General features: G+C 71.7%; 25 protein-coding genes and 2 tRNA genes. 6 read left to right on the top strand and 21 right to left on the bottom strand.

From position 1 onward, the window contains the following. Window positions 1–85: 85 nt before the first annotated feature. Window positions 86–1,525 (top strand): hypothetical protein, encoded by a 1,440-nt coding sequence (locus H9Y04_RS27310; RefSeq protein ID WP_236071490.1) that lies wholly within the window; start codon window positions 86–88, stop codon window positions 1,523–1,525. Continuing rightward, window positions 1,522–3,111, top strand: coding sequence for an NADH-quinone oxidoreductase subunit NuoF family protein (locus H9Y04_RS27315; protein WP_187816699.1), 1,590 nt, complete (start codon window positions 1,522–1,524; stop codon window positions 3,109–3,111). Before H9Y04_RS27310 ends, H9Y04_RS27315 begins: the two co-directional genes overlap by 4 nt. Window positions 3,112–3,194: 83 nt before the next feature. Here the strand turns inward: H9Y04_RS27315 and H9Y04_RS27320 are convergent. Beyond that, window positions 3,195–3,267: transfer RNA gene (locus H9Y04_RS27320), tRNA-Ala, on the bottom strand. 179 nt (window positions 3,268–3,446) lie between these two features. On the opposite strand from H9Y04_RS27320, the gene H9Y04_RS27325 reads away from it, so the two are divergent. Beyond that, the gene (locus H9Y04_RS27325; protein ID WP_308801128.1) at window positions 3,447–4,739 is read left to right on the top strand and encodes a glycosyltransferase 87 family protein; all 1,293 of its coding nucleotides are present in this window, start codon (window positions 3,447–3,449) and stop codon (window positions 4,737–4,739) included. Here H9Y04_RS27325 and H9Y04_RS27330 read toward each other — a convergent pair. From H9Y04_RS27330 to H9Y04_RS27340, 3 genes are all read right to left on the bottom strand, one after another. Then, complete coding sequence (locus H9Y04_RS27330) at window positions 4,718–4,951, bottom strand: hypothetical protein (protein WP_016643127.1); 234 nt, start codon at window positions 4,949–4,951, stop codon at window positions 4,718–4,720. The genes H9Y04_RS27325 and H9Y04_RS27330 overlap by 22 nt on opposite strands. Window positions 4,952–4,960: 9 nt before the next feature. After that, entirely contained in the window at window positions 4,961–5,143 is a 183-nt protein-coding gene (locus H9Y04_RS27335; RefSeq protein ID WP_187816701.1) for a hypothetical protein, read from the bottom strand. A 78-nt stretch (window positions 5,144–5,221) separates the two neighbouring features. After that, window positions 5,222–6,652 (bottom strand): MFS transporter, encoded by a 1,431-nt coding sequence (locus H9Y04_RS27340; protein ID WP_187816702.1) that lies wholly within the window; start codon window positions 6,650–6,652, stop codon window positions 5,222–5,224. A 94-nt stretch (window positions 6,653–6,746) separates the two neighbouring features. Between H9Y04_RS27340 and H9Y04_RS27345 the strand changes: the two genes are divergently transcribed. Continuing rightward, the gene (locus H9Y04_RS27345) at window positions 6,747–7,628 is read left to right on the top strand and encodes a helix-turn-helix transcriptional regulator (protein ID WP_187816703.1); all 882 of its coding nucleotides are present in this window, start codon (window positions 6,747–6,749) and stop codon (window positions 7,626–7,628) included. Window positions 7,629–7,684: 56 nt separating this feature from the next. On the opposite strand, the gene H9Y04_RS27350 is transcribed toward H9Y04_RS27345, so the two are convergent. The 7 genes from H9Y04_RS27350 to H9Y04_RS27380 all read right to left on the bottom strand — a co-directional run bounded on the left by H9Y04_RS27350 (window position 7,685) and on the right by H9Y04_RS27380 (window position 12,092). Then, window positions 7,685–7,757, bottom strand: a tRNA-Ala gene (locus H9Y04_RS27350). A 96-nt stretch (window positions 7,758–7,853) separates the two neighbouring features. After that, a complete protein-coding gene (locus tag H9Y04_RS27355; RefSeq protein WP_308801120.1) occupies window positions 7,854–8,522 on the bottom strand; it encodes a histidine phosphatase family protein in 669 nt (222 codons plus the stop codon). Then, the gene (gene rsfS, locus H9Y04_RS27360) at window positions 8,519–8,944 is read right to left on the bottom strand and encodes a ribosome silencing factor (protein WP_187816705.1); all 426 of its coding nucleotides are present in this window, start codon (window positions 8,942–8,944) and stop codon (window positions 8,519–8,521) included. Before rsfS ends, H9Y04_RS27355 begins: the two co-directional genes overlap by 4 nt. Window positions 8,945–9,129: 185 nt before the next feature. Continuing rightward, window positions 9,130–10,881: an LCP family protein gene (locus tag H9Y04_RS27365; RefSeq protein ID WP_187816706.1), complete on the bottom strand. Its 1,752-nt coding sequence runs from the start codon at window positions 10,879–10,881 to the stop codon at window positions 9,130–9,132. Window positions 10,882–10,898: 17 nt separating this feature from the next. Further along, complete coding sequence (gene nadD / locus H9Y04_RS27370; protein WP_187816707.1) at window positions 10,899–11,540, bottom strand: nicotinate-nucleotide adenylyltransferase; 642 nt, start codon at window positions 11,538–11,540, stop codon at window positions 10,899–10,901. Window positions 11,541–11,595: 55 nt separating this feature from the next. Next, window positions 11,596–11,760, bottom strand: a complete 165-nt coding sequence (locus tag H9Y04_RS27375; RefSeq protein WP_187816708.1) for a hypothetical protein — start codon at window positions 11,758–11,760, stop codon at window positions 11,596–11,598. Window positions 11,761–11,930: 170 nt separating this feature from the next. After that, window positions 11,931–12,092, bottom strand: coding sequence for a hypothetical protein (locus H9Y04_RS27380; protein WP_187816709.1), 162 nt, complete (start codon window positions 12,090–12,092; stop codon window positions 11,931–11,933). A gap of 174 nt (window positions 12,093–12,266) precedes the next feature. On the opposite strand from H9Y04_RS27380, the gene H9Y04_RS27385 reads away from it, so the two are divergent. Beyond that, the gene (locus H9Y04_RS27385) at window positions 12,267–13,436 is read left to right on the top strand and encodes a M48 family metallopeptidase (protein WP_187816710.1); all 1,170 of its coding nucleotides are present in this window, start codon (window positions 12,267–12,269) and stop codon (window positions 13,434–13,436) included. Window positions 13,437–13,458: 22 nt separating this feature from the next. Here H9Y04_RS27385 and H9Y04_RS27390 read toward each other — a convergent pair whose 3' ends face one another. From H9Y04_RS27390 to H9Y04_RS27415, 6 genes are all read right to left on the bottom strand, one after another. Further along, complete coding sequence (locus H9Y04_RS27390) at window positions 13,459–15,045, bottom strand: glycosyltransferase family 39 protein (RefSeq protein WP_308801121.1); 1,587 nt, start codon at window positions 15,043–15,045, stop codon at window positions 13,459–13,461. 78 nt (window positions 15,046–15,123) lie between these two features. Continuing rightward, window positions 15,124–15,819 (bottom strand): hypothetical protein, encoded by a 696-nt coding sequence (locus H9Y04_RS27395; RefSeq protein WP_187816711.1) that lies wholly within the window; start codon window positions 15,817–15,819, stop codon window positions 15,124–15,126. Next, window positions 15,804–17,402: an ABC transporter permease gene (locus H9Y04_RS27400; protein ID WP_187816712.1), complete on the bottom strand. Its 1,599-nt coding sequence runs from the start codon at window positions 17,400–17,402 to the stop codon at window positions 15,804–15,806. Before H9Y04_RS27400 ends, H9Y04_RS27395 begins: the two co-directional genes overlap by 16 nt. Beyond that, the gene (locus H9Y04_RS27405; protein ID WP_187816805.1) at window positions 17,399–18,289 is read right to left on the bottom strand and encodes an ABC transporter ATP-binding protein; all 891 of its coding nucleotides are present in this window, start codon (window positions 18,287–18,289) and stop codon (window positions 17,399–17,401) included. The genes H9Y04_RS27400 and H9Y04_RS27405 overlap by 4 nt, the downstream gene beginning before the upstream one ends. A 56-nt stretch (window positions 18,290–18,345) precedes the next feature. Next, entirely contained in the window at window positions 18,346–19,209 is an 864-nt protein-coding gene (locus tag H9Y04_RS27410) for an anti-sigma factor family protein (protein WP_308801122.1), read from the bottom strand. Beyond that, window positions 19,194–19,847, bottom strand: coding sequence for an RNA polymerase sigma factor (locus H9Y04_RS27415; RefSeq protein ID WP_187816713.1), 654 nt, complete (start codon window positions 19,845–19,847; stop codon window positions 19,194–19,196). Before H9Y04_RS27415 ends, H9Y04_RS27410 begins: the two co-directional genes overlap by 16 nt. Before the next feature lie 325 nt (window positions 19,848–20,172). On the opposite strand from H9Y04_RS27415, the gene H9Y04_RS27420 reads away from it, so the two are divergent. Next, a complete protein-coding gene (locus H9Y04_RS27420) occupies window positions 20,173–20,529 on the top strand; it encodes an alpha-amylase inhibitor (protein WP_187816714.1) in 357 nt (118 codons plus the stop codon). A gap of 109 nt (window positions 20,530–20,638) precedes the next feature. On the opposite strand, the gene H9Y04_RS27425 is transcribed toward H9Y04_RS27420, so the two are convergent. From H9Y04_RS27425 to H9Y04_RS27440, 4 genes are all read right to left on the bottom strand, one after another. Next, window positions 20,639–21,727, bottom strand: a complete 1,089-nt coding sequence (locus H9Y04_RS27425) for an SCO2583 family membrane protein (protein ID WP_187816715.1) — start codon at window positions 21,725–21,727, stop codon at window positions 20,639–20,641. A 119-nt stretch (window positions 21,728–21,846) separates the two neighbouring features. Beyond that, a complete protein-coding gene (locus tag H9Y04_RS27430) occupies window positions 21,847–22,431 on the bottom strand; it encodes an SCO2584 family spore wall biosynthesis protein (protein ID WP_498067168.1) in 585 nt (194 codons plus the stop codon). A 112-nt stretch (window positions 22,432–22,543) separates the two neighbouring features. After that, the gene (locus H9Y04_RS27435; RefSeq protein ID WP_187816717.1) at window positions 22,544–23,836 is read right to left on the bottom strand and encodes a glutamate-5-semialdehyde dehydrogenase; all 1,293 of its coding nucleotides are present in this window, start codon (window positions 23,834–23,836) and stop codon (window positions 22,544–22,546) included. Window positions 23,837–23,897: 61 nt separating this feature from the next. Beyond that, on the bottom strand, window positions 23,898–24,299 hold the full coding sequence (locus H9Y04_RS27440; protein ID WP_308801123.1) for a DUF8830 family protein: 402 nt from the start codon (window positions 24,297–24,299) through the stop codon (window positions 23,898–23,900). Window positions 24,300–24,319: the final 20 nt, after the last annotated feature.

Raw genomic sequence — 24,319 nt, forward strand, 5'->3', positions numbered from 1 at the left:
ATAACTCAAACCCCACCGCGCCCGGTGGGCCGCGACCTAGCATGCGGCAGCGGGACTCACTTTCGAACCGTTCGGAGTCATCCCCATGAACCCTCTCACCCCCCATAGCCGCAAGATCCACTCGTTACCCGGTTCACCGGGGCCGGGCCGTGCGGCACGCGGCGCGGCGGTCGGTGCGGTGCTGCTCCTGATACCCGTCGTCGTGACCGTCGGCGGCGACAGCTTCCGCGCCGCGCTCGACTTCACGACCGGGGTGCTCTGCCTCGTCTCGTTGACCTGCAGCATCATCTGGGGCCTGGTCGCATCCGACCGGCTCTTCCTCTCGCCGAAGCAGCGGCTCCTCGCCCAGGGCGTGCACCGGGCGACCGCGATCGCCGCGCTCGGCTTCCTGCTTCTGCACGGCACCGTCAAGCTGGTCCTCGGCCATGTGTCCGCGATCGGTGCCCTCATCCCGTTCGGCCTCGGAGTGAGCGGCACGAACGGACTGATCGGCTTCGGCGCACTCGCCGGACTGCTCATGATCACCACAGGCGTCACCGGCGCCCTCCGCAGCTCCTTCGCCTCGCCTGCCCGGATCGCGGGCCGCTGGCGCGCGCTGCACATGCTGGCCTATCCCGCCTGGTGCTCGGCCCTGGTGCACGGTCTGTACGCGGGGCGTGAGGCGGCTTCCTGGGTCGTGGCGATGTACTGCCTGTGCCTGGCCGGCGTCACCGGCGCCCTCGCACTGCGCGCGGCGCCCCTGTCCGTCAAGCGCAAGGTGGCGCGGGGGGTCTTCGCCCTCCTGGACGCGCAACCCCGCGTCGCACCCGGCTCCACCCCGCGCCGCGGGGGACCGCTGCCCGGTATGGACGCGGCCGAGCCCGACTCGGCGGCCGCGCTGCTCCAACTCCCGCCCCTGCAAGGCGAGTTCACCCCTTCGCGGGAATTCCCCTCCTCGCTGGGAATCGACTCCCCGCAAGCCTTTTCGTCCTCGTACGGGCAGGAGGAGCGTCCCCGCCCCGGTGACGGCATGGCGGCCGCGTACCGCGCGGTCTCCTCGGCGCCCGGCGCCCGCCCGGTGCCGCTCCAGGAGGAGCACGGCGGCCGCTGGCCCGCGCCGTCCCCGCCGCCGCCCGGCGAGGCGGCACGCCCCGCCTCCCCCGCTCCGGCCGCCTCCGCCTCCCCCGCCCCGAGCGGCGAACCCCCGTACTACGCGACCAGCGATCCCTACGACACCGGCTCGACCCCCACGTACGGCTCGGGCCCCATCTCTCCGTACGACACAGGCCAGACACCGCTGTACCAAGCGGAGGCATACCGGCCCGAGGCATACCGCTCCGAGCCTCACAGGCCCGAGGCGTACCGACCCGAGGGATACCGGCCGGAGACGTACGCGGCCCCGGAGGCACCCGCGGAAGTACGGGCCGAGGCACCGACCGAACCCATCCTCTTCGAGGCACCGGCCGAACCCGCCCCCAACCCCTTCGAGGCACCGGCCGCAGGTGAGCCCTGGTCCGCGCCCGGTACCGCGGGAGGCCGTCGTTGAACGCACCCCTGCCCGACGTCCCCGAGGTCCGCGTCGTCGGACTCCCCCAGCTCACCTCGGGGTTCGACCTCGTGGAGCGGCTCGATCTGGCGATGCACCTCAAGGTGCACGGCCCGCTGGAACCCATGGGCGGCGAACGCCTCGCCCAGCTCGCCGACGACGTGATCCTGCGCGGCCGCGGCGGCGCGGGCTTCCCCTTCGCCAGAAAGCTGCGGGCCGTCGCCGATGCCGCGATCAAACGGGGTGTACGTCCGGTGGTGGTCGTCAACGGCAGCGAGGACGAGCCCGCCTGCCGCAAGGACACCGTCCTGATCAACCGCGCCCCGCATCTGATCCTCGACGGTGCCCTGCTCGCGGCCGAGGCACTCGGCGCCCGCACCCTGGTCGTCGGCGTGACCCGGGACTCCACCGAGTCCTCGATGGCCGCCGCGCTCGCCGAACGCGGCCTGTCCAACCGCCGCGGCGCCGCCCTGCGCGCCCGCGTCCAGCGCAACCCCGAGCGCATGGTGACCGGCGAGGCCTCGGCCCTGATCCGTTCCATCGACGGCGGACCCGCGCTGCCGCCGGGCCGCCGGGTGCGCGCCGCCGAGTCCGGTGTCGGCGGCGCGCCGACCCTGCTGTCCAACGCCGAGACCTTCGCCCAGCTCGCGGTCGCCGCCCGGATCGGCCCCTCGCGCTACCGCGGCACGGGCCTGTACGACGAGCCGGGTACCGTGCTGCTCACGCTCTCCGGGGCGGTCTCGCGCCCGATGGTGGTCGAGGTGCCGACGGGCGTCCCCCTCCGTTACGTACTGCAGCTGGCCGGCGCTCCCCCGCTCCCCCAGGGCGTCCTGACCGGCGGCTACCACGGCAGCTGGCTGAACGGGGTGGCCGCGCACGACGCCGTGGTCTCGCGGGCATCGCTCGACGCGCTCGGCGGAGCTCTCGGCGCGGGCGCGATCCTGCCGATCGGACCGGAGACCTGCGCGCTCGGCGAGGGACTGCGCGTCGCCCAGTGGCTGGCCGACGAGAGCGCGGGCCAGTGCGGGCCGTGCCGCCTCGGCCTGCCGGCGGCGGCGAGCGGTCTCGCGGATGTCCTGAACGGCGGCGGACCCGCGGCACTCGAAGCCCTGCGCGAGATCACCCGCGCCGTACAGGGCCGCGGCGCCTGCAAGCACCCCGACGGTTCGGCCCGCTTCATCGGCTCCACGCTCGCGGCGTTCAAGGACGACCTCGCGATGCATGTGCTCAGCGGCGGCTGCGGCCGCGAGATCCGCGGGGTGCTGCCACTGCCCATGCCGGGACGCACCGACCCGGGCACCCCCAGCGGTGAACGCCTGGTCGTCGACTGGACCCTGTGCCAGGGCCACGGCCTGTGCGCCGATGTCGTCCCCGAACTGATCACCCTGGGCCCCGACGGCTTCCCCTCGGTCTCGGACGCGGGCGTCCCCCTGGCCCTGCGCGGCCGCGCGCAGCGCGCGGTCCGCCGCTGCCCCGCCCTCGCCCTCCGCCTGGAACGCTCCACCGACCGCCCCGCCACCCCACCCCAGCGCGCGGCCCTGCCGAGCTCACCGGGCCGCAAGGCCCTGGAGAGCGGTTGGAGTTGAGGCCCGCCCAGGCTCCCTGGCCGACAGCCGGAAACAGCAAAGATCCCCTCCGGACCGTGGTCCGGAGGGGATCTTCTGCGATGTGGAGCTAAGGAGAATTGAACTCCTGACCTCCTGCATGCCATGCAGGCGCTCTACCAACTGAGCTATAGCCCCTTACTGTGTTGTCCGCTTCGGTTTCCCTCGGCGACGTCGACAACAGTACCGGTCACCCCGGTGCTCCACCAAATCGTTTGTCGCGGCCATGATCGAGCGCCGGGTGGAGTGCCCCGCAGCCGGTAACGTCGGGCGGCGTGACCATCCTGGGACGAACCGCCGCGCACACCGACGACGACGTGCAGCAGGACGCCAGACGCCCGCTGCTGCTCGCCGCGTTCGTGTGCCTTGTGTCGTGCACGGCGTTCTGGATCACGCAGCGGCTGGCCGGCGTGACGCTGCTCGACGTGATGGTCTACCGCGCCGAGGGCTGGACGGTCCGCAACGGCGGCGACCTCTACGCGATGCAGGCCACGGTCTCCAACCTCCCCACGACCTACCCGCCCTTCGCCGCCCTCCTGTTCACCCCGCTCACGCTGCTCGGCGTACCGGAGATGCGGACCTTCGCGACCGGCTTCAACCTGCTGCTTGTCGTCGCCCTCGTATATCTGGCGCTACGGCTCATCGGAAAAGAGGTCACGGGGAGCCGCACCAAGCGCCTCGCCTCCGCCCTGTGGATCTCCGCGCTGCTCGTGTGGTGCGAGCCGGTGTGGACGACGCTGCGGTACGGGCAGATCAATCTGCTGCTCGCGGTGTTCGTCCTGTGGGATCTCACCCGCCGCAAGGAGAACCGCTGGGCGGGCATCGGCATCGGGCTCGCAGCCGCGATCAAGCTGACACCGGCCCTGTTCGCCGTGCTCCTCGCGCTCACCGGACTCGTCGTGGCCGTGCGCCGGGTGCGCGCGGGACAGCCCTGGTGGAACGTCCATCTGCGCCGCGCGACCACCGCCACCTGCACGTTCCTCGCCGTCACCGTCGCGTCCGCGGTCGTCCTGCCGTACGACTCGAAGCGTTTCTGGACGGAGATGGTGTTCTCCGCGAGCCGCCCCGGCCAGGCCGAGGACACCGCGAACCAGTCGCTGCGCGGGGTGCTCGCGCGGCTGCTCGGCACCACCGACCCGGGCCTGTGGTGGGCGGTCGCGGCGGCGGTGGTGGCGGTCTTCGGCCTTGCGGTGGCGGTGCGTTCGCTGCTCGGGGACCGTACGGCATGGGCGGTCACCGCCTGCGCGGTGACCGCGCTCCTGATCAGCCCCGTGTCCTGGTCCCACCACTGGGTGTGGATCGTGCCGGTCCTGATCCTGCTGGCCTCGAAGGCCCGCACCCGCGCGCGGAAGGCGGCCACGGCGGCGGTCGCGGTGATCTTCTACTCGTACTCGCTGTGGTGGGTCCCGCACGCCGGCACCAGCACCACGGTGCGGCCCGAACTCGACCAGAACGCGGGCGAGTTCCTGCTCTCCGCCGGTTACGCGCTGGCGGGTCTGGCGTTCCTGGTGTTCCTCGCTCTACGGGTACGAGGCGGCGCGACCGGGACGGCGAAGGTCCCCGCCCAGGCCACCGAACCTCGAAGCGCTCAGGCCGTGGCGAACGAGTAGAAGCGCTTCAGGGTGCAGTGCTCGTCGAGCAGCCGTCCGTAGATCGGCTCGCCCTCCAGCTCACGGTAGGTCTCGATCGGGTCGCCCTTTATGATCAGCGCCCGCGCGCATTCCTCGCACCAGTACTGGTAGTCGGGGTTGACCGGTTCCATGTCGCGGACGATCGGCGTACCGCTGCCGCACCAGTCGCACTTTCTCCTGTGAGCGCCCATGTGTTCCGCTCAGCTCCAGCTGTGGCCGCAGGCCGTGCACACGTAGGAGATCCCGCCGTTGTCGCCGAGCACCTGGGCGACATGGGTGGAACCGCAGGACGGACAGATGAGTGCGACACGGGTCGCGAGGCAGCCCTGGGTCCCGGCCACGCCGAGGAGGTTTTCCTCCTCCTCGAGGCTGCTCCCAGGCATCGCGATTCTCCCTCCCGTGGGACCGCCGTCGTCCCCCGATCCCGGCCCGCTCGATTGTGCCACGGTCGTCCGGATGGGTCAGCGACGTACGCGTACCAGTCCGGACACGGCGCCCAGAAAAGCGGCCGCGGCCAGCGCGAACGCCGTGACGAGGAAGGCGTCCGCCGATCCGGCGGCCGTCACGGCGTCATGACTGAGGAACACCGCACCGAACACGGCGACCCCGGACAGCTGTCCCAGCTGAAGGACGGTCGCGAGCAGCCCGCTGGCGTCCGCCGCGTCCTCGGGCCGCACGGTGGCGAGCGCACGCGTGAACGTGGGGCTGTACGCGACCGACATCCCCGTGCCCACGCAGGCGAAGGCGAGCCACAGGCCGAGACCGCCGTCTCCGCCGTCGCGCAGCGCGAGCCCGAGCACGGCCGAGCCCACGGCGGTCAGCGCGAACCCGCCCGGAACGAGGATCCGCTGCAGCCCCGCCGGCCACGTGCGCCAGGTCAGGCCCACCACGCCGAACAGCACGGCGCCGGGTGCGAAGGTCAGCCCGGTGCGCAGGGCGCTCTGGCCGAGACCGCCCTGCAGATGCAGCGCGAGCACGAACATCAGGCCGGCGTTCCCGGCCATGATCACCGCGATCCGCGCGATCGCGAGACCCATCCCGGGCACCTTGAGCACCCGCTCGGCGATCAGCGGTGCGCCGCCGCGCCGGGCGAGCTTCCTCTCGTACGTCATGAAGAGGACGAACAGCACGGCGGCGGCGAGCAGCGAGAGCCAGGACCACAGCGGCCAGTCCTGTTCCTGGCCGAGCACCAGGGGCACGGTGAACAGCGAGACGGCCGCGGCGAGCAGCAGCAGGCCGGGCAGGTCGAAGCCGCGGGCGCGGACCGGCTTCGCGTCGGCGGGCAGCACGCGTGGGGCGAGCGCGAGGAGGGCCAGGCCGACGGGCACGTTGACGAGGAAGGCGGGACGCCAGCTCGCACCGAACAAGTCGGCGCTGACCAGCACGCCTCCGAGCACCTGACCGGCCGCGGCGCCGCCCGCGAGGACCGCCGCGTACACCCCGAGCGCGCGGGCCCGCGCCTCGCCCGTGAATGTGCGCTGGATCAGGCTGAGCACCTGCGGGATCATCACGGCCGCGCCCGCGCCCTGCACCAGGCGGAAGGCGATCAACTGGCCGGTGTCCTGGGCCAGTCCGCAGGCCAGCGAGGCGGCCGTGAACAGCGCGAGCCCGGCCATGTACATCCGCCGGTGCCCGAAGCGGTCCCCGAGCCGCGCTCCGGTGATCAGGAGGACGGCGTACGAGATGGTGTAACCGGCCACGATCAGCTGGAGGGCCGCACCGCTCGCGCCGAGCTCGGTGCGGATCGTGGGGGCGGCGACATTGACGATGAAGACATCGAGCAGGGCCATGAACTGCGCCGCGAGCACCAGGGCGAGGATCCGGCCGGGACGTGCCGGAGGACGGTTGTCGGTGGCTGCCGCTTTACTTGACTGTGCGGTGGTCGTCGTCATGGCTTCGAGCCTGACGAGGATGCGGTACCGGTAACGAGAGCCCGCTGATACGGGTACTGACAGCACCTGGCAGACCTGGCCCGCCGGCTCGACCATGGGGGACGTGACGACTTTGGCAACGGAACACAGGACGGGCCGCAGACGCCCGGAGCTGGCCGCCTTCCTGCGCAGCCGGCGGGCCCGGGTGACGCCCGCCGATGTCGGCATGCCGCCGGGCCTGCGCCGCCGCACCCCGGGGCTGCGCCGCGAGGAGGTCGCCCAGCTCTCCGGGGTCGGCGTGACCTGGTACACGTGGCTGGAGCAGGGCCGCCCCATCAACGCGTCTGGCCAGGTCCTCGACGCGATCGCCCGCACCCTGCGCCTTGACCGCTCGGAGCGCGAGCATCTGTACCACCTGGCCGAGGTGCCGCAGGCGCCCGACGCCGAGGATCCGTCGGGCGTGCTGCCCGAGGTCGGCCCCGAGCTCCAGGGCATCCTCGACGCGCTCGATCCGCGTCCTGCGGTGATCTACAACGCGCGCTACGACATCCTCGCGTCGAATGCCGCGTACCGGGATCTGTTCTTCGTCCAGGAGATGGCCTCCTCGGGACGGCGCAATGTGCTGTGGGCGCTGTGCACGGTCGACGAGGCCAGCTGCCCGCTGGTGTTCCGCGAGGTCGAACTGCCGCGGATGGTGGCCCAGTTGCGCGGTGCGTACGGCCGCCATGTCGGCGAGCCGGAGTGGGAGTCGTACGTACGGGACCTCTCGGCCGCGAGCGACACCTTCGCCCGGCTGTGGGCGAGCGGCGACGTGGTCCGTCCTGGCCCGCATGTGAAGACCTTCCGGCACGAGGCGGTGGGCGAGATACGGATGACGTCGGTGTCCCTGTCCATCAACGGCATGCCGGACTGCCGCATCGTCACGTACACCCCGGCGGACGACCTCAGCGAGCGCCGCCTGGCGGGCGTACGGGACCGGTGCCATCCGCTGGGCTGAGGAACTCCCGTAACGCAGAAATCCCGCCCTCTGACGAGGACGGGATTTCCGTGACGTGGAGCTAAGGAGAATTGAACTCCTGACCTCCTGCATGCCATGCAGGCGCTCTACCAACTGAGCTATAGCCCCTTGCGTTCTTCCCGCTCGGCGGGCGAACAAGAAGAACTTTAGCCTGCGACCGGCCGGAAAGTGAAATCCGGGTCCCAGGCCCCTGACCAGCAGGTCTCAGGTGTCGTCGCCGAGCACCGGCTCCGGCAGCGTGCCCGCGTTGTGCTCGAGCAGACGCCAGCCGCGCGCGCCCTCGCCGAGGACCGACCAGCAGCAGTTGGAGAGACCGCCGAGGCCTTCCCAGAGGTACGAGTCCAGGCCGAGCAGCCGCCCGATCGTGGTGCGGATCGTGCCGCCGTGGCTGACCACCACGAGCGTGCCGCCGTCGGGCAGCTTGTCGGCGTGCCGGAGCACGACCGGGGCGGCACGGTCGGCGACCTCGGTCTCCAGCTCGCCACCGCCGCGGCGCACGGGCTCGCCGCGCTTCCACGCCGCGTACTCCTCGCCGTACGAGGCGAGGATCTCCTCGTGCGTGAGGCCCTGCCAGGCGCCCGCGTAGGTCTCCCGCAGGGCTTCCTCGTGGGTGACCTCGAGGCCGGTGAGCGCCGCGAGCCGGTCCGCGGTGGCGGCGGCCCTGCTCAGGTCGGACGCGATGATCGCGTCCGGCTTGAGCGAGGCGAGCAGCCGGGCGGCCCTGGCCGCCTGGGCGACGCCCTCATCGGTGAGCTCGATGTCCGTGGAGCCCTGGAAGCGGCGCTCCAGGTTCCAGGACGTCTGACCGTGCCGCCACAGGATGATGCGGCGGCCACGGCCCGCTGACGAGTTGAGGAACGCCTGGACCGTCACCGCAGGTCTCCGGCGGGCTCCTCGGCCGCGTGCTCGGCGCCCTTGCCGCGGGTGGCCTTGGCGTCCTCGGGCAGGTCGAGCTCGGGGCAGTCCTTCCACAGGCGCTCGAGCGCGTAGTAGACGCGCTCCTCGCTGTGCTGGACGTGCACGACGATGTCGACGTAGTCGAGCAGGATCCAGCGCGCGTCGCGGTCGCCCTCACGGCGTACCGGCTTGGCGCCGAGCTCCTTGCTGAGCTTCTCCTCGATCTCGTCGCAGATCGACTTGACCTGGCGGTCGTTGGGAGCCGAGGCGAGAAGGAAGGCGTCCGTGATCGACAGCACGTCGCTGACGTCGTAGGCGATGATGTCGTGCGCGAGCTTGTCTGCGGCCGCCTGGGCGGCGACATTGATGAGCTCGATGGAACGGTCTGTCGCGGTCACTGCTTGGCTTTCCGTCGGCGGTCAGGGTTGTGTCGTCCAAAAACCCGGAACCCGGGCGTGTTGCCCTACCAGGGTCTCACGTACCGCCGACCGGGCCCCAGACGATTACCGGAGCCCCAGAGCTGAAGCGGGATACCGCCGCGGGAAAGCGGGGCGCCGCCTGTCGAAGGCGACGCCCCTGCGACCTACTCCGCCTTGTAATCGGAGCCGAGCACCACTCCGATATCGGCGTTCCCGCCGACCTTGCCCTTCTTGACCGCGCCCGCCGGAAGCCCGAGCGTCTTCGCGACCTCCGCGGCCTCCGCCTTGCGGGTCTCGTCGGCGTAGGTGATCTGCGAGGCCGAGCCGGGGCGCGTGTTGCCGGTGAGGACCGTCCAGCCGCCGTTGACCAGGTCGACGCGGGCGTTCTCGACGGCCTGCTTGCTGCCGGAGACCTGGATACGGACCGCGGCGTCCGCATCGGGGCTCTTGACCGTGCCGCCGAGCAGCTTCTCGACCACGCTGTCGGTGGCCTGCGTGCTGAGCGTGCCGTCCTGCTGCACGGGCAGTACGGCGCTGTCGTAGTCGCCGCCCTTGGCCCGCTCGGAGAGCCGGGCGAGGAAGGCGCCCAGGTCCTTCTCGGTGAGCGGCGGCTCGATGATCTGGCCGAGCATCTCGATGGTGGTGGTCGCGGCCTTCGGGTCGGTCGACAGCTTGCGGAGCACGCCCTGCATGACCGCGCCGAAACGGGTCAGCTGGGCCGTCTCGCTCTCGCCGGGTGCCCGGTATGTGGCGTACGCGACGGCCATCGGGCCGCTGAGCGTCTGGTCCTCGCCCTTGGTGACCAGCGGCGAGGTGCCCTTCTTCTTGGCCTTGGGGTCCGGCACATTCGCGTTGGTGTCGATGTCGATGTTGCCGACGCTGTCGACCAGAGTGCTCAGGAACGGGGTGTCGAGCCGCCAGCTGCCCTCGATCCGCGTGCCGAGCAGCCCGTCCACCGCCTCGCGCGTACCGCTGGAGCCGTCGTCGTCCACGGACTTGCCGAGCGTGGTCGCCTGACCGTCCTCGTCGGTCACCGCGAGCGAGTTGGGCAGCAGGACCGTGGCGCCCCGCTCGGTGGTGGTGTTGTCGACGAGCAGCGCGGTCGAGGTGCCCTTGCCGTTGGTGTTGTGCAGATGCACGACGATGACGTCGCGCTTCTGGGGGCCGGTCGCGGCCGGGTCGTCCTCGGCCGCGCCGGAGAGGAACGGCAGCTTGCCCTCGTACCAGAGGTAGCCGAACCCGCCGACGAGCACCAGCGCGAGCGCGACCACGAGTGCGGTCATCCGGTTGCGGCCGCGGCGCTTGGCCTCCTCGCGGCGCTCGGTGCGCGACTCGGTGAACTTCAGCCAGTCGATGACGTCCTCGGACTCCTCATCGGGTTCCTCGATGAAGGAGAACTGCTCCGTGTGGAACTCACGGTCCGGCGCCCGCGCCGGCTCCTCGGGCCTGTGCTGCTGCGGCACCCAGGCGGCCGGCTCCTCGACCCGCGTGTACTGGCCCGTGTCGGCGGCCTGGTACTGCCCGGTGTCGCCGACGGCCGTGAACTGTCCGGTGTCGCCGACGGGCGCGAACTGCCCGGTGTCCGAGGGGATCCGCGGCTGCTGTCCGGTGCCGGCGCTCTGCCCATAGGGGTCGTACGGGGCCTGCTGCTCGTTCCCGTACGAGGTGCCGGATCCGTAAGTGTCCGTACCGTACGAGGAGTTGTCCTGATATGCACCGTTCGAGCCGTACTGGTCGTAGCCGTATCCCTGCTGCTGGGGAACACCGCCGCCGTACGTGTCGTACCCGCTCTGCGGACTGTGCTGGGGCGCGACAGGCTGATAGACCGGCTGGCCGTACTCGTCGTAGCCGACGATCTCGTACTGCTGACCCGCGTGCTGCTGCCCCGCGTAAGGGTCGTACTGTCGGTCGTTCACCGGGTGCCCCTCTTAGCTCATTCGCCGCGGTAGAGCTCGCGCTTGTCGATGTATCGCACCACGCCGTCCGGCACCAGATACCAGACGGGATCCCCCTTGGCGACCCGCTCACGGCAGTCCGTGGAGGAGATCGCGAGAGCGGGGACCTCCACGAGGGAGACCGAGCCATCCGGAAGGCCGGGGTCCGCCAGCGTATGCCCTGGCCGGGTCACCCCGATGAAGTGGGCGAGGGAGAAGGTCTCCTCGGCGTTCTGCCAGGTGAGGATCTGGCCCAGCGCGTCGGCGCCGGTGATGAAGAAGAGATCCGCCTCGGGATTGAGCTCCCGCAGATCGCGCAGGGTGTCCTTGGTGTACGTGGGACCGCCGCGGTCGATGTCGATACGGCTCACGGAGAACTGCGGGTTCTCGGCCGTGGCGATGACCGTCATCAGATAGCGGTCCTCGGCCGGCGAGACCTGCTTGTGGCTCTTCTGCCACGGCTCCCCGGTCGGTACGAACACGACCTCGTCCAGCTGGAACCGCGCGGCCACCTCGCTGGCGGCCACCAGGTGCCCGTGGTGGATCGGGTCGAAGGTGCCGCCCATGACGCCGAGTCGGCGCTTGCCGTCACCGGGTGCGCCACGGCGGGCGGGGCCGGTAGGCCTGTCCTGCTCTCCCATGCGAGCAGACCCTACCGGCCCGTGCGAGCGGCCCGGTCCCTGCAGTGCGGCCGGTTCAGCGGTCGCGGTTGAAACGCGTGGTGATCCAGAGCAGAAGCAGCAGCACGAACAGCGCGCCGCCGCCCGTCAGGTAGGCGTTGAGGCTCTCGTGCTCGCCGCCGTGCTCGCCGCCCTCGGCGGCGAGGGTGGCCAGCTGGGCTGCGGTGGCGGTAAGGCTCATTCTCGACAGGACCAATCCGGGTGGGAACGGGGGTTGAGACTTCGCGCACATCGTACGGGGGCGCCTCGGCGGCGATCACGCCGACTCGGGCGTACGGGGTCGGCGGAGTCAGGCGTACGGGGTCATACGGGTGGGGCCGGCCGCTCACACGTCGTTTCCGGCCGGGCCGCTCACTCGTCGTCTCCACGCCCGTATCCGCGCAGCAGGAACCAGGCGACGAGGACCGCGCCGACGAGCGAGGCCGCGAGCACGATCCGCACGGTGTTGCCAGGGCCCTGTTCCGCGGCGTGGGCTGCGGCGAGCAGGGAGACGGCGGGGTGCAGGGGATCCATTGCGCGCATTGCTCCTTACGTGGCGATACGCCACCCAAGCTATCCCCCGCGCCGCAGGCCCCCGAGTCCGGGTCGGGTGCGCGATGGAACCCTGCCCGTAGGCTTGGCGTTCCTAAGGGGGGGCGAGAGAACTCGCACTGTGCGCGTCACGCGCGGAACTTATGGGGGCCGTGAATGCCTGAGAGCACTGACAGCGGAAATCACGAGAGCCACGAGAATCTGCCGGGCCGCAATCGCCGGCGCTTCCCCGGGATCTCCTCCCGGACGTACGAGCACCCGGCGGACCGCTCGGCCCTGGTGGCCCTGCGCAAGCTCACCGGCTTCGACACCGTCTTCAAGGCGCTGAGCGCGCTGCTTCCCGAGCGCAGCCTGCGGCTGCTGTTCCTCTCGGACTCGGTGCGTGTGAGCGACCAGCAGTTCGCGCATCTCAACGTCATGCTGCGTGACGCCTGTTACATCCTGGACCTGGAGAAGGTCCCGCCGATGTACGTCACGCAGAACCCCGTGCCGAATGCGATGTGCATCGGTCTCGACGAGCCGATCATCGTGGTGACCACGGGCCTCGTGGAGCTGCTCGACGAGGAGGAGATGCGGGCGGTCGTCGGCCACGAGGTGGGCCATGCGCTCTCCGGCCACGCGGTGTACCGCACGATCCTGCTGTTCCTGACCAACCTCGCCCTCAGGGTCGCCTGGATCCCGCTGGGCAATGTCGCGATCATGGCGATCGTGACCGCGCTGCGCGAGTGGTTCCGCAAGTCGGAGCTGTCCGCGGACCGTGCGGGTCTGCTCGTCGGCCAGGACCTCAAGGCCTCGATGCGCGGCCTGATGAAGATCGCGGGCGGCAATCATCTGCACGAGATGAACGTGGACGCGTTCCTGGAGCAGGCCGAGGAGTACGAGGCGGGCGGCGATCTGCGCGACTCCGTGCTGAAGATCATGAACGTGCTGCCGCGCACGCACCCCTTCACCACCGTGCGTGCCGCCGAGCTGAAGAAGTGGGCCGAGTCCCGCGACTACCAGCGGATCATGGACGGCCACTACCCGCGGCGCGACGAGGACAAGGACACCTCGGTCTCCGATTCCTTCCGCCAGTCGGCCTCCTCGTATGCGAGCGATGTGCGCAACTCCAAGGACCCGCTGATGAAGCTGGTCTCGGACATCGCGGGCGGCGCGGGCGACTTGGGCGGCCGGGTGCGCAGGGGCTTCGGCGGGTTCGGCGGCTCGGGCAGCTCCGGCTCGGGCAGTTCGGGCTCAGGCGGCTCCGGTGGGGGCAACACCCCTGAGGACGGCGGCGGTTCGGGACGCGACGGAAGCGACGGGGACGACAGGGGCGACGCGAAGTAGCGGCGGCCGGGCCGGCGCCTGCTCAGCCAGGCGCCGGCTCCGTCCTCCGCTCGGTGTCCCGCACGCTGCCGCGCCCGGTGTCCCGCTCCGCGATCCTCGCGTACACGATCACCCTGCGGCCTCGGTCCACCGTGTCCGAGAGGCGTACGAACTCGCCTGCGAGGGCTTGCCATTTGGCGCGGTCGCCCGCCGACTTCAGGGAGGGCGGACCGGGGTCGGTGACGACCACGATGCGCCGGGCGTCCCGTATCGCCTCCGTGACGGCCCCGGGTGCGGCTTCGATCCCCTTCAACGTGCCGGAGTCCACCGGCCCTTGCGCCATGGCCAGATCCCTCATACCGGCGAACTCGCGCGGTGACACGAGCGCGGTGTCCCTGCGGGCCGCGGGTATGTAGAGCACCCCGTCCGCACCGGCCCCCGCCTCGGCCACGTGGCGGGCCGCGGCCAGGACGTCGTCGACCCGGCTGTCCGCCGTCCGCAGGTCCGCCGCCTGCGGCAGCATCACGAGGAGTGCCGCGCACGCGGTGACACCGACGAAGCCGCCGGATCGCGCACGGAAGCGGGCAGCGAGGGTCACCACCAGCGCTGCGACGAGCAACGCGAGACCCGCGTACGAATAGAGAACATAGCGCGTCACGTGCAGGGGCTTGACGGCCGAGACGGCCAGCAGACCGAGCTGCGGCACCGCGTACAAGGGGAAGGCGAGGGCGCCGAGGCCGACCGTCACCTCCCGCGCCTCGCCTCGTGAGTCCGCGGCCGTGCGCGCGACCGGAAGCAGCGCGCAGAGCGCGGCCGCGGCCGCGGTGCCGGTCACGGCGAGGACCGTCGGCAGGCCGAGCGGATCGATCCAGGCGACCTGGGCCGCCTGTTTCCTGCTGAGGAGGACGAGCGGCAGGGCGCCGGCCACGGCGGCCCCGGCGGCCGTGGCCCAGCGCGACCACTGCCGCCTGCCGGGGCGGACGCACACGAGTGTGAGGGCGTGGGCGGCCACGGTGAACAGGGCCAGCCAGTTGAGCAGGGCCGCCGCCAGGAGGGCGGCCGCGTACCCGGCCCACCGCCGGCGGCCGGGCCACTGCAGTGCGTGCACAAGGAGCGTGGTCGAGAGCACCACGAAGAAGAGGACACCTGCGTACGGGCGGTCTTCCTGTGCCAGTTCCTGGACGGCCGGGACCATGGCGAGGGCGAGCCCGGCCGCGGTGCCGGCCGGGCGTCCGCAGAGCCGGGCGGCGAGCCGGGCGGTGAGGGCGCAGGCCCCGGCGGCCGCGATGACCGACGGCAGCCGCAAGGTGAGCAGACTGTCGCCGAACAGCGCGAAGTTGACGTGCATCACCGCGTAGTAGAGGCCGTGGACGAGGTCCACCTGCCCGAGCAGGTGGAGGATCTCGCCCGGCGAGCGGTGCGCCGCCTGCCAGGTCGCCGCCTCGTCCCGCCACATGCTGTGCTCCCGCTCGATCCCCCACAGACCCAAGGAGAGGGAGAAGAGCACGGGCCACAGGGCGACCCCGTACGCACCCCGGACGTCCACGCGCAGGAGGTGCAGACGACGGGCCGGGACCTTCAGTTGACCTACGGCAGGGCGCGCCGAAGCAGCACCCACGGCAGCTGACACAGCAGGGATCCGTAACTGTCGGGAGTGATGAGTTCGGCGAGATGCCGCGCGGATACGCCGGTGCGGCCGGGGCGACTGCTAGCGGCGGCGTCCCGGCGGGCGCGGCAGGAGCAGGGCGGCCGCGATCAGCGCGACCGCGGCCGTGGCACGCCAGCGGGCGGCCGCGCCGTCCCACTGCGCCCCGTCGTCGGGTGTCGCGAAGAAGGCGGCCTCCTGGGGCAGGAACGTCAGCGCGACCACGATGACGAGGAGACCGGCGGCCACGAGACCTCCGCCCTGCCCCACGGTGAACCGCAGGCCCGCGAGCCCGAGCGCCACGGCCACCAGCGTCAGGGCCAGGGCCTCCACGGAGAGGTCAGCGGTGGGAAACGCGGGGCGCAGCTCCGCCGTCACCGCCTGTCGTACGAGCAGCACATCGAGGAGCCAGAAGGCCGCGAGGGCCGGCAGCACGACGGCCAGGCGCACCGACCGGCGCAGCCACCACGGCGAGGGGCAGGCGGTCGTGGTGGCCGCCGCCGGATCGTCCAGGGCGAAGGCCACGGCCAGCGCCGTGAGTACGGCGGCGAGTTGCAGCAGTACGGAGCCTGCGGCGAGGTCGAGGCCGAGCGAGAAGACCGCCGGCACCGCGCACATCAGCGTGGCCAGGGCTGCCGCGCACAGCAGAGGCAGGACCCGTGCGGCCCTCAACTCATGACGGGCCAGGTCCGCCGAGGGCCGTGCGGGGCGTCCCGGTGCGGCGCCACCGCCGACCGCGGGAGTCACCTGGGGCTGCACATCGAGTCCTTCCCGTATCCGTCCGGCTGCTCCGGCACGTCGAGCCCGAGCAGCCGCGCGGCCTCGGCCGAGCTCGTGTCCTTGGCGGTGAGCTCCGCCCAGTGGGCCTTCGCCTTGGCGCCCACGTCGGCGGCCGGCAGGTTGAGCAGCCGGAACGCGAGGTCGATGTCGCTCTGTTCCGTCTCCACGGTCGTGACGGTGCCGAATCCGATCAGTCCGCCGAAGCTGCGGTCGATCCTCGACCGCAGGGCCTCGGCGGTCCCCGGTGCGGCCTGGCCGGCGAGCCACAGCGTGAGCACGCTCCGGCCGCCGCAGAGCAGGGCGTCCTGCGGTCCCGACCGGGCCGGTTCCCCTGTCACGACGCGGGCCGCGAACGCCGTCGCGAAGCCACCCGTGGCATCGCGCCCTAGATCGGATCCGTCGCCCCACGCCGTGCCGACCGCGACGGCCCCGGATGTGCCGGCCTTCCGGTCGTCCTCGGCCCAGGCGTCGATCGGCGCGGTCGTCTGGCCGAGGCTCGACTCGGATACGGGGGTGATGTGCTGGCGCACCGTATAGCGCGGATCGCGTGCGTCACCGGGCACCCAGCGCAGAATGCCCTCGGACACGCGCGCCCACTCCTTGTGCCGGTCGAGGAACTCCGGGAAGGCGCAGTAGGTCAACTCCCCTTCCTTCACGCATGTTTGACCCTCCGACGGCGCGTCGAGCGCGCGCTGCCGCGCGGCGGCAAGCGAGTCGGGGGCGGGCCGGGCGTTCAGCACACCGGCCACGGCGACGCCGGCGAGGGATACGGCGAGCAGCACGCGCACCGACGCCGCCTTGAGTCCGGCCCGCAGCAGCGCCGCGGTCGCACAGGCCAGGGCAAGCAGCAGCAGGTACAGCAGATGCTGCCCGGCGGGCCGGTGCAGCAGCCCCGAGGGCAGCGCGGCGTGCAGCTCGTCCTCGACGGCGATCAGGCCCCACCAGCGCCAGGACTCGAACGGGAAGAGCGCGCCGACGACGGTGACGATCGCGAGGCAGGCGAGGGCGATGGGTCCGGCCGCCACCGACCTGGTGATCAGCCCGAGCAGGACGGCCAGGGTGCCTGCGACGAGCACCGCGGCGGGCCCCGCGGCGAGTTCGGCGGGCGACGGGCTGCCCGCGGCCCCGGGCTGCGCGGCCAGCCAGCCGATCCGGGCGCCGGCGAGCACCGCGGTGAGCAGCGCGGCCGGGAGCACGGCGAGCAGCAGCGCCGCGGCCCGCTGCCACGGCAGCAGGACGAGCGAGAGGAACCAGCCCTCCGTACCGTCGCGGGCCGGCCGGATCGCCGCCAGGTGCACGGCGAGGAAGGTCCCCGCGGCGATCAGGAGTAGCTGGCTCTGCACCAGCCGGTCCTCGTCGTGGAGGACCGGGAAGCCCGAACTGCCCGCCACGACCGACTCGTAGACCCACAACGCCACGCAGAGCAGCAGTGATCCGAGGAAGGCCGGGTGGCGCAGGAGGCGGCGGCCTTCGGTGAGGGCCAGGGCCCGCACTCCGGCGCCGGTGCCGGGCGGAGCGGGCGGGGCGGTGCGGGCCCGCTCCGGCTGCTGGATCGTGCTCATCGCGTGCCGCCTTCCGGCCGCGTGCCGGCCTCGGGCTCCGGCCACATGCCGCTCTCCGCGGCGGAGTTGAGCAGCAGATAGCCGTCCTCGAGCGTGGCGTCGGCGGTCTGGGCCCCGGGCGGCGGCGCTCCGATGTTGCGGAACAGACCGGTGCCCGTACGCCAGCCGGCTACCGCGCGCGGTTCGCGCTCCGGGCTGAACCAGACGCGTCCGTCGGCCAGTTCACCGAGCCCTCGCGCGGAGCCGTCGTACCGTACGCGCCCCGCGGCGAGCACGACGACGCGGTGGCACAGGGCGCTGACGTCCTCGGTCTGGTGGGTGGAGAGCAGCACGGTGCGGCCCTCGCCGAGCTCGGCGACCAGCTCGCGGAAGCGCAGCCGCTGCTCGGGGTCGAGGCCGACCGTGGGTTCGTCCAGGATCAGCAGCTCGGGGTCGCCGATCAACGCCGAGGCGAGGGCGACGCGTTGGCGCATACCGCCGGAGAGCGCCTTGAGCTTCTTGCCGCGTACCTCGCTCAGACCCACCGCGTCGAGCACCCGCCGCACCTCTTCGTGGCGTGCCGCCCGGTCGGTGTGCTCCTTGAGGATGGCCACGTAGTCGACGAACTCGAAGGCGGTGAAGTGCCGGTGGAAGCCCGGCGCCTGGGGCAGATAGCCCAGCCTGCGGCGGATCTCCTGGCGCGAACGCGGCTCGAGCGGATCCCGGCCGAACACGCTGAGGCTGCCGTCCGAGGGCACGAGGACGGTGGCGAGCGCACGCAGCAGGGTGGTCTTGCCCGCGCCGTTGGGGCCGAGCAGGCCGGTGACCCCCGTGCCGAGGCTGAGCGTCACCCCGTCGAGTGCGACGGTCCTGCGGTAGCGCACGGTCAGGCCGGTCACCTGGACCATCGCCTCGCCGGCTGCTGCTGACGGCACGGGTGCGGCCTCGGTGGTCGTCTCGGGATTCATACCTGGATGCCCTTCTGGAAGTCGAAACCCGCCCGCAGGGCCATCAGGGCCACAACGGCGGCGAGCAGCAGCGCCGCGAGGACGGACTGTCCGGCAGCGGAGAACAGCACCTCGGAGCGGAACGTGAGCACGAGGGCGGTCAGCCACGCGGCGCCGGCGAGCGCGGGGGCGGTGACGGGTCCGCAGCGCGGCATGAGCACCAGGCTCAGCGCGGTGGTCAGGCCCATCGGCAGAAGCCAGCCGAAGGCGGCGGGGCCCAGGCGCGGCAGGATCAGCGAGGCGAGCGCCGCGAGCACGGCGCTGCTCAGCAGGACCGCGGTGGCCCGCAGCAGCACGGGCCTGAACACGCTGGGCGCGGCGGCCTGCCCGATCTCGTACGCGGGGTCGAAGCGCCGGCTCGACGAGATGGCCACTCCGAGGGCGGGCAGCAGCGGCGCGAGGGCGACGAAGGTGAACGGCGAGCGGGCGTCCGGCTCGAGGAGCCGCGCGGTGAGCGCGGTGCACAGCAGGGTGAGCAGGACGCCGACGAGCCAGGTGGACCGCAGCGCGGGGGTCGCGGACAGGACGCGCGCCATGTGGTCCGGCACGCGCAGGGCGAGCAGGCACCGTTCGAGCCGGCCCGGTACGGGCAGGTCGAGCGCGTGGTCGAGACGGTGCCAGAGCCGGTCGATCTGCCGGCTCCCGGTGTGGGCAGCGAGCTGCGCCCGGCAGGGTGCGCAGGTGTCGAGGTGCGGTTCGAGTCGCTGCCGGTCCTGCGGCGGCAGGCTGCCTTGTGCGTACCGGTTCAGGACCTCTGCCGAGGCGTGCTGCGGGCCGTACGTCATTCCTGTCACCTGCGGGTCGTTCACGATTCCTGCCACCCCCTTCCTCGCTGGGCCGGGTTTCCCCGGTGGGTCGGTTGCCGGGCGGGTGGGTCCGCCCGGTCCAGTTCCTCGCGCAGCCGCCGGCGGGCCCGCACGGCCCGCGTCTTGACGGTGCCTTCGGGCAACTGCAGCCGCTTCGCGGCCTGTTGCGTGGTCAGGCCTTCGAGCACGGTGGCCTGGACCACGGCGCGCAGGTCCGGCGGCAGCCGGTCGAGCGCGGCGTGCACCCTGCCGAACTCGCCTTCGTCGAGGGCCTGTTCCACGGCCGAGCGGCGCGGCAGGAAGCGCAGCCCGGCCAGCGTCTGCCGGATCCGGTGCTGTGCGGCCCTGCTGCGGGCGGCATCGACCGTACGGCGCGAGGCGATCCGCCAGAGCCAGCCGGCGAAGTCCCGCACCTCGGGCTGACGCCCTTCGCTGCAGGCGCGCCACACGGCGAGGAACGACTCCTGGACGATGTCGTCGAGCTGGGCGGCATCGGCGCACCGGTACCGCAACCGCGCGACGAGCCACGGCGCATAGCGCCGGTACAGGCACTCGAACGCGGCGCGGTCGCTTTCGCACAGCGCGGCCAGCAACGCGGCATCCGAGGGCGCCTCCCCCGCCGACTCGGCATCCGCGGGTTCCTCCCCCGCCATCTGACTCACACCTCTTCGTCGGACCGGACCCCGCCGACGGTTCACCCCCCGCATGTGATCTACCTCACTTCACTCGAACTCCCGAAGTGGGGCCATGGAACTCCGCTCTCTCCTTCACGCCCTCACACCTCTGCACCCGCGAACTACGCATCACCACAGGTGGATCACCGGACCACTCCCCTCACAAGAGCGAACACGGACGGACAACAGACGGCTCCACTCAGTCGCTCAGCGCCCTTAATCGGCCGATTTATCCCCTCTATTCAGAGGAAAGTCCTCCTCATGACCTGACCCGGCCATGTCAGCACTCCACAAGGAGATTGATTTGCGAACCATTACGCGCGGTCTGGCGATAGCCGGCGCCGTGACCGCTCTCGGCTTCGGCGCCACGGGCACGGCGTCCGCCGAAACTTCGGCCGGGGCACCCGCACGCGGGTCCATACCCGCCCCCAACGCGACGGCCCCGGACAGTGGCGCCGGTGTCCTCGCGGCTCCGCCGAGCTGCGTGCGGTCCTGGACCACGACCAACTACGCATATGCGAAGAGCAGCTGTTCGGGCTCGTACACGATCAAGTTCGTCTGGTCGTACGGACGCGACAGCTTCACGATCCGCCCGGGCGAGCAGTGGCACCACGCGCGCCCGAGCTCGATCTCCGGCTTCGACGGGCTGCAGCTGTGCTGACGCCTCCTCTGCCGGAGAACGACAACCACTGAGGACGTACGTGCGGCTTCCCGAACTCGACCTTCGGGAAGCCGCACTTTCCTCAGAGTAGTGCGCGTCGGCGCAGCCCTCACCGCCGCGGCGGCGTGGGCTGCGCCGACGCGGCCAGCGCTCCGCACAGTGCCGTCGGCCCGCCCGTGGCGTACGGGTCCGTGCCGGCCGGGCCGCCGGACGCGGCGCTCTGCCCGGCGAGCAGCGGCCGCAGCCGGTCCGCCGAGTCGGCGCCGCAGGACAGCGGTCCCGCCTGCAGGTAGGAGAGGGTCAACTCCACCTGCCCGACGCGCAGATTGTCCTTGTCGAAACGGAAGTGCAGCTCCCGCCGTACGGTGAAAAGCGAAACCCGCGAGTCGTCACCGGCGACCGGGCGCAGGGCGTAGACGAACGTGTGGTGCGAGGTCACCTCCAGGGTGTCCGCGCTCGTCTCCGCAGCCTTCAGCGTCCCGTTGACCCGCACCTCGTCGCCCGCGAGCGCGACCTTGGCCGGATCGAAGCGCACCAGCCAGCCGCTGGGCGCGTGCCGGCCGTCGGCGGCGGGCCGGTCGAGGCCGGCGTCGAACTGCTGGAGCTGGTCGGGGTCGATCAGGCGGCGCACCGGCCGTATCTCCGCACCGGTGAGCACGGCGGGGTCGAGCGAGGAGGCCACGAGATAGTTCTTCGCCACGTCGAGGGCGGACCTGACCTGGTCGGCGGAGAAGTGCGCGGTGCGGTACACGGCGGGGAACGGCATCCCGGACGCGCCCGCGCCGAACTCGGCCGCCGGGCTGTTCTCGAACAGCTCCGCCGCGCTCTTGCCACCGGGCACGGGTCCCTGCGGCGACAGCGGGATCACGGTCATCCGCAGCGGGTCGGCCGGCCTGGACTCGGGCTGGGAGTAGGGCTGCCGTACGCCCATGTAGATCGCCACGGCGAAGGCGACCGCGATCAAGACGATCATCACCAGGGCCTGCAGCGAGAGCCGCCGGTGGGCGGCGGCATGCGGGGTCACCACGCGTTTGCGCACCGCGGGTGCGTGGTCGGTGATCCGCTCCCGCGCGGAGTTCTCCTGCAAGCGGGCAGCACGGATGAACGACTCGTCGAAGACTACGGAACGGAACTCTTCCTCGCTCCCACCGGGAACGCCCTCGGGTGTGCCCTCAGGTGGGTCTCCAGGCCCGGCCATACCTTCAGAGTAGGTTTCCGGAGCCTCGGGTAAACGCCCTGGTACGCGTCAACTTTTCGCAAGGACACCGGTGTTGGCGCGCGGACGCCCCATCGGGGGGGTGGTCGTACAGGGAACTGTCAGGGTGTGACCGGATTCGCCGACACAGCCGGAGCCTCGTAGTCCGCGGACGCCGAGGGCGCCTGCTCGACCCCGGTGGTCGGGGGCGGCGTACGGTCCTGGCGGCTCGGCGACGAGGCTCCCCGGTAGACCGCGCTGAACGCGAGCGCCACCATGCCGATGCCCATCAGGAGCGCGAGCAGCCAGGCCACGGGCCGGTGCCAGCGCGAGTGGCCCTTGCGGGCGATGCGGTCCTCGACCAAGTCCTGTTCATGGCCGCCGGGTTGGGATTCTTCATGGCGGTACGAGGCTTCGTCGCCGTACCGGGAACGGCGGGCGCGCGTCTCGTATCCGTCGTAGAACTCGTCCCCTTCGTCCTCACCGCCGGCTCCCAGGGCTCTGGCCCGGTGCGCCTCGGCCTCGGCGCGCGCCTGGGCGGCGGAGAGCAGCCGCTCGACCGCGGTCGGCTCATGTATCCGCGCGGCCCGTACGAAGTCCTCGTCGAAGACCACGGAGGCGAACTCTTCGTCCGCACCCCCGTGGTCGTGGTCGTCGTCGGGCTCCCAGCCGTCCGGAAACGGCATGCCCCCCACGTCCTCCGGCACCCGTCCAGAGTAGACCTGAGGGGTCAATTTGGGCAGACGGTAAGGAAATTCGACCGGGGCCTCAAACGGAAGCCCCGGCCCCATGTATGCCCATCAGCCCCACGTACGACCGTCAGCCCCGCGTGTGCCCGTCGCCCGTCACGATGTACTTCGTCGACGTCAGCTCCGGAAGGCCCATCGGGCCGCGGGCGTGCAGCTTCTGCGTGGAGATGCCGATCTCGGCGCCGAAGCCGAACTGGCCGCCGTCGGTGAACCGCGTCGAGGCGTTCACGGCGACCGTCGTGGAGTCCACCAGCTGTGTGAAGCGGCGGGCGGCCTGCTGCGAGGTGGTGACAATGGCCTCGGTGTGCCCGGAGGTCCACAGCCGGATGTGCTCGACGGCCTTGTCCAGCGAGTCCACCACGGCGGCCGCGATGTCGTACGAGAGGTACTCGGTCTCCCAGTCCTCGGGCGTCGCGGGCACCACGGTGGCCTTGGACCCGTCGGCGTACGACAGGATCCGCTCGTCGGCGTGCACGGTCACCCCGGCCTCGGCGAGCGCGTCGAGGGCGCGCGGCACGAAGGCCTCGGCGATGTCCTGGTGCACGAGGAGGGTCTCGGCGGCGTTGCAGACGCTGGGGCGCTGAGCCTTGGAGTTGATCAAGATGTCCACGGCCATGTCGAGGTCGGCGTCGGCGTCCACGTACACATGGCAGTTGCCGGTGCCGGTCTCGATCACGGGGACGGTGGACTGCTCGACGACGGTCTTGATCAGCGAGGCTCCGCCGCGCGGGATGAGTACGTCGACCAGACCGCGCGCCCGCATCAACTCCTGTACGGAGTCACGGGATTCACCCGGCACGAGCTGGACGGCGTCCGCGGGCAGGCCCGCTCCCCCGACGGCATCGCGAAGCACCCGTACGAGCGCGGTGTTGGAGGCGTACGCGGAGGACGAGCCGCGCAGGAGCACCGCGTTGCCGGACTTGAGGCACAGGGCGGCGGCGTCGACGGTCACGTTGGGCCGGGCCTCGTAGATGATGCCGACGACGCCGAGCGGGACGCGGACCTGGCGCAGGTCGATCCCGTTGGGCAGCGTGGAGCCGCGCACGACCTCGCCGACCGGGTCGGGCAGGGCCACGACGTCGCGGACGTCGGAGGCGATGGCCCGCACGCGCTCGGGGGTCAGGGTGAGCCGGTCGACGATGGACTCGCTGGTGCCGGCCTCGCGGGCCTTGGCGATGTCCTCGGCGTTGGCCTCGACGATCTCCCGCGTACGGACTTCGAGTGCGTCCGCGATGGCGAGCAGCGCGTCGTCCTTGACGGAGCGCGGCAGCGGCGCGATCTCGGCGGCCGCACCGCGGGCGCGGTAGGCGGCCTGCACGACCGGCGAGAGGTTGTCATACGGGGCGGAGAGCGGCGAGGTCATGCTTCGCAGGGTAATGCGGCGGACGGGGTTGTCCGTGCCGTATCCCAGTCCCCGAGACGGCTCAAAACGGGTGCACGCCGACCGGGGTGGCCGGCGGCGGACCGTAGCCCTCCGCGATGCGCTGGTGGTACGTGTCCCGGTCGATGACCTCGAGGCCCACGATCTCCCAGGGCGGCAGCTGCGCGCTCTGGCGGTGCTCGCCCCACAGACGCAGGGCGACGGCGGCGGCGTCGTGCAGGTCGCGGGCCTCTTCCCAGTAGCGGATCTCGGCGTGGTCCGCGGCGTACCGGCTGGTCAGGAGAAAGGGGTGGTCGTGGGCCAGCTGCTCGAGCGCGCGCCGGATGTCGGCGAGGGGGGCGTCGGGTCCCGAGACGCTCAGCGTGACATGCCACAGACGGGGCTGGTCCGCTGGCTGCTGATGTGTCTCCCCGGCCACGACACTTGTCAGTGCCACTCGTCTCACCGGACGGCCTCCTGTCAAGT

Source organism: Streptomyces polyasparticus (genome assembly GCF_014493765.1).
GTDB lineage: Bacteria > Actinomycetota > Actinomycetes > Streptomycetales > Streptomycetaceae > Streptomyces > Streptomyces polyasparticus.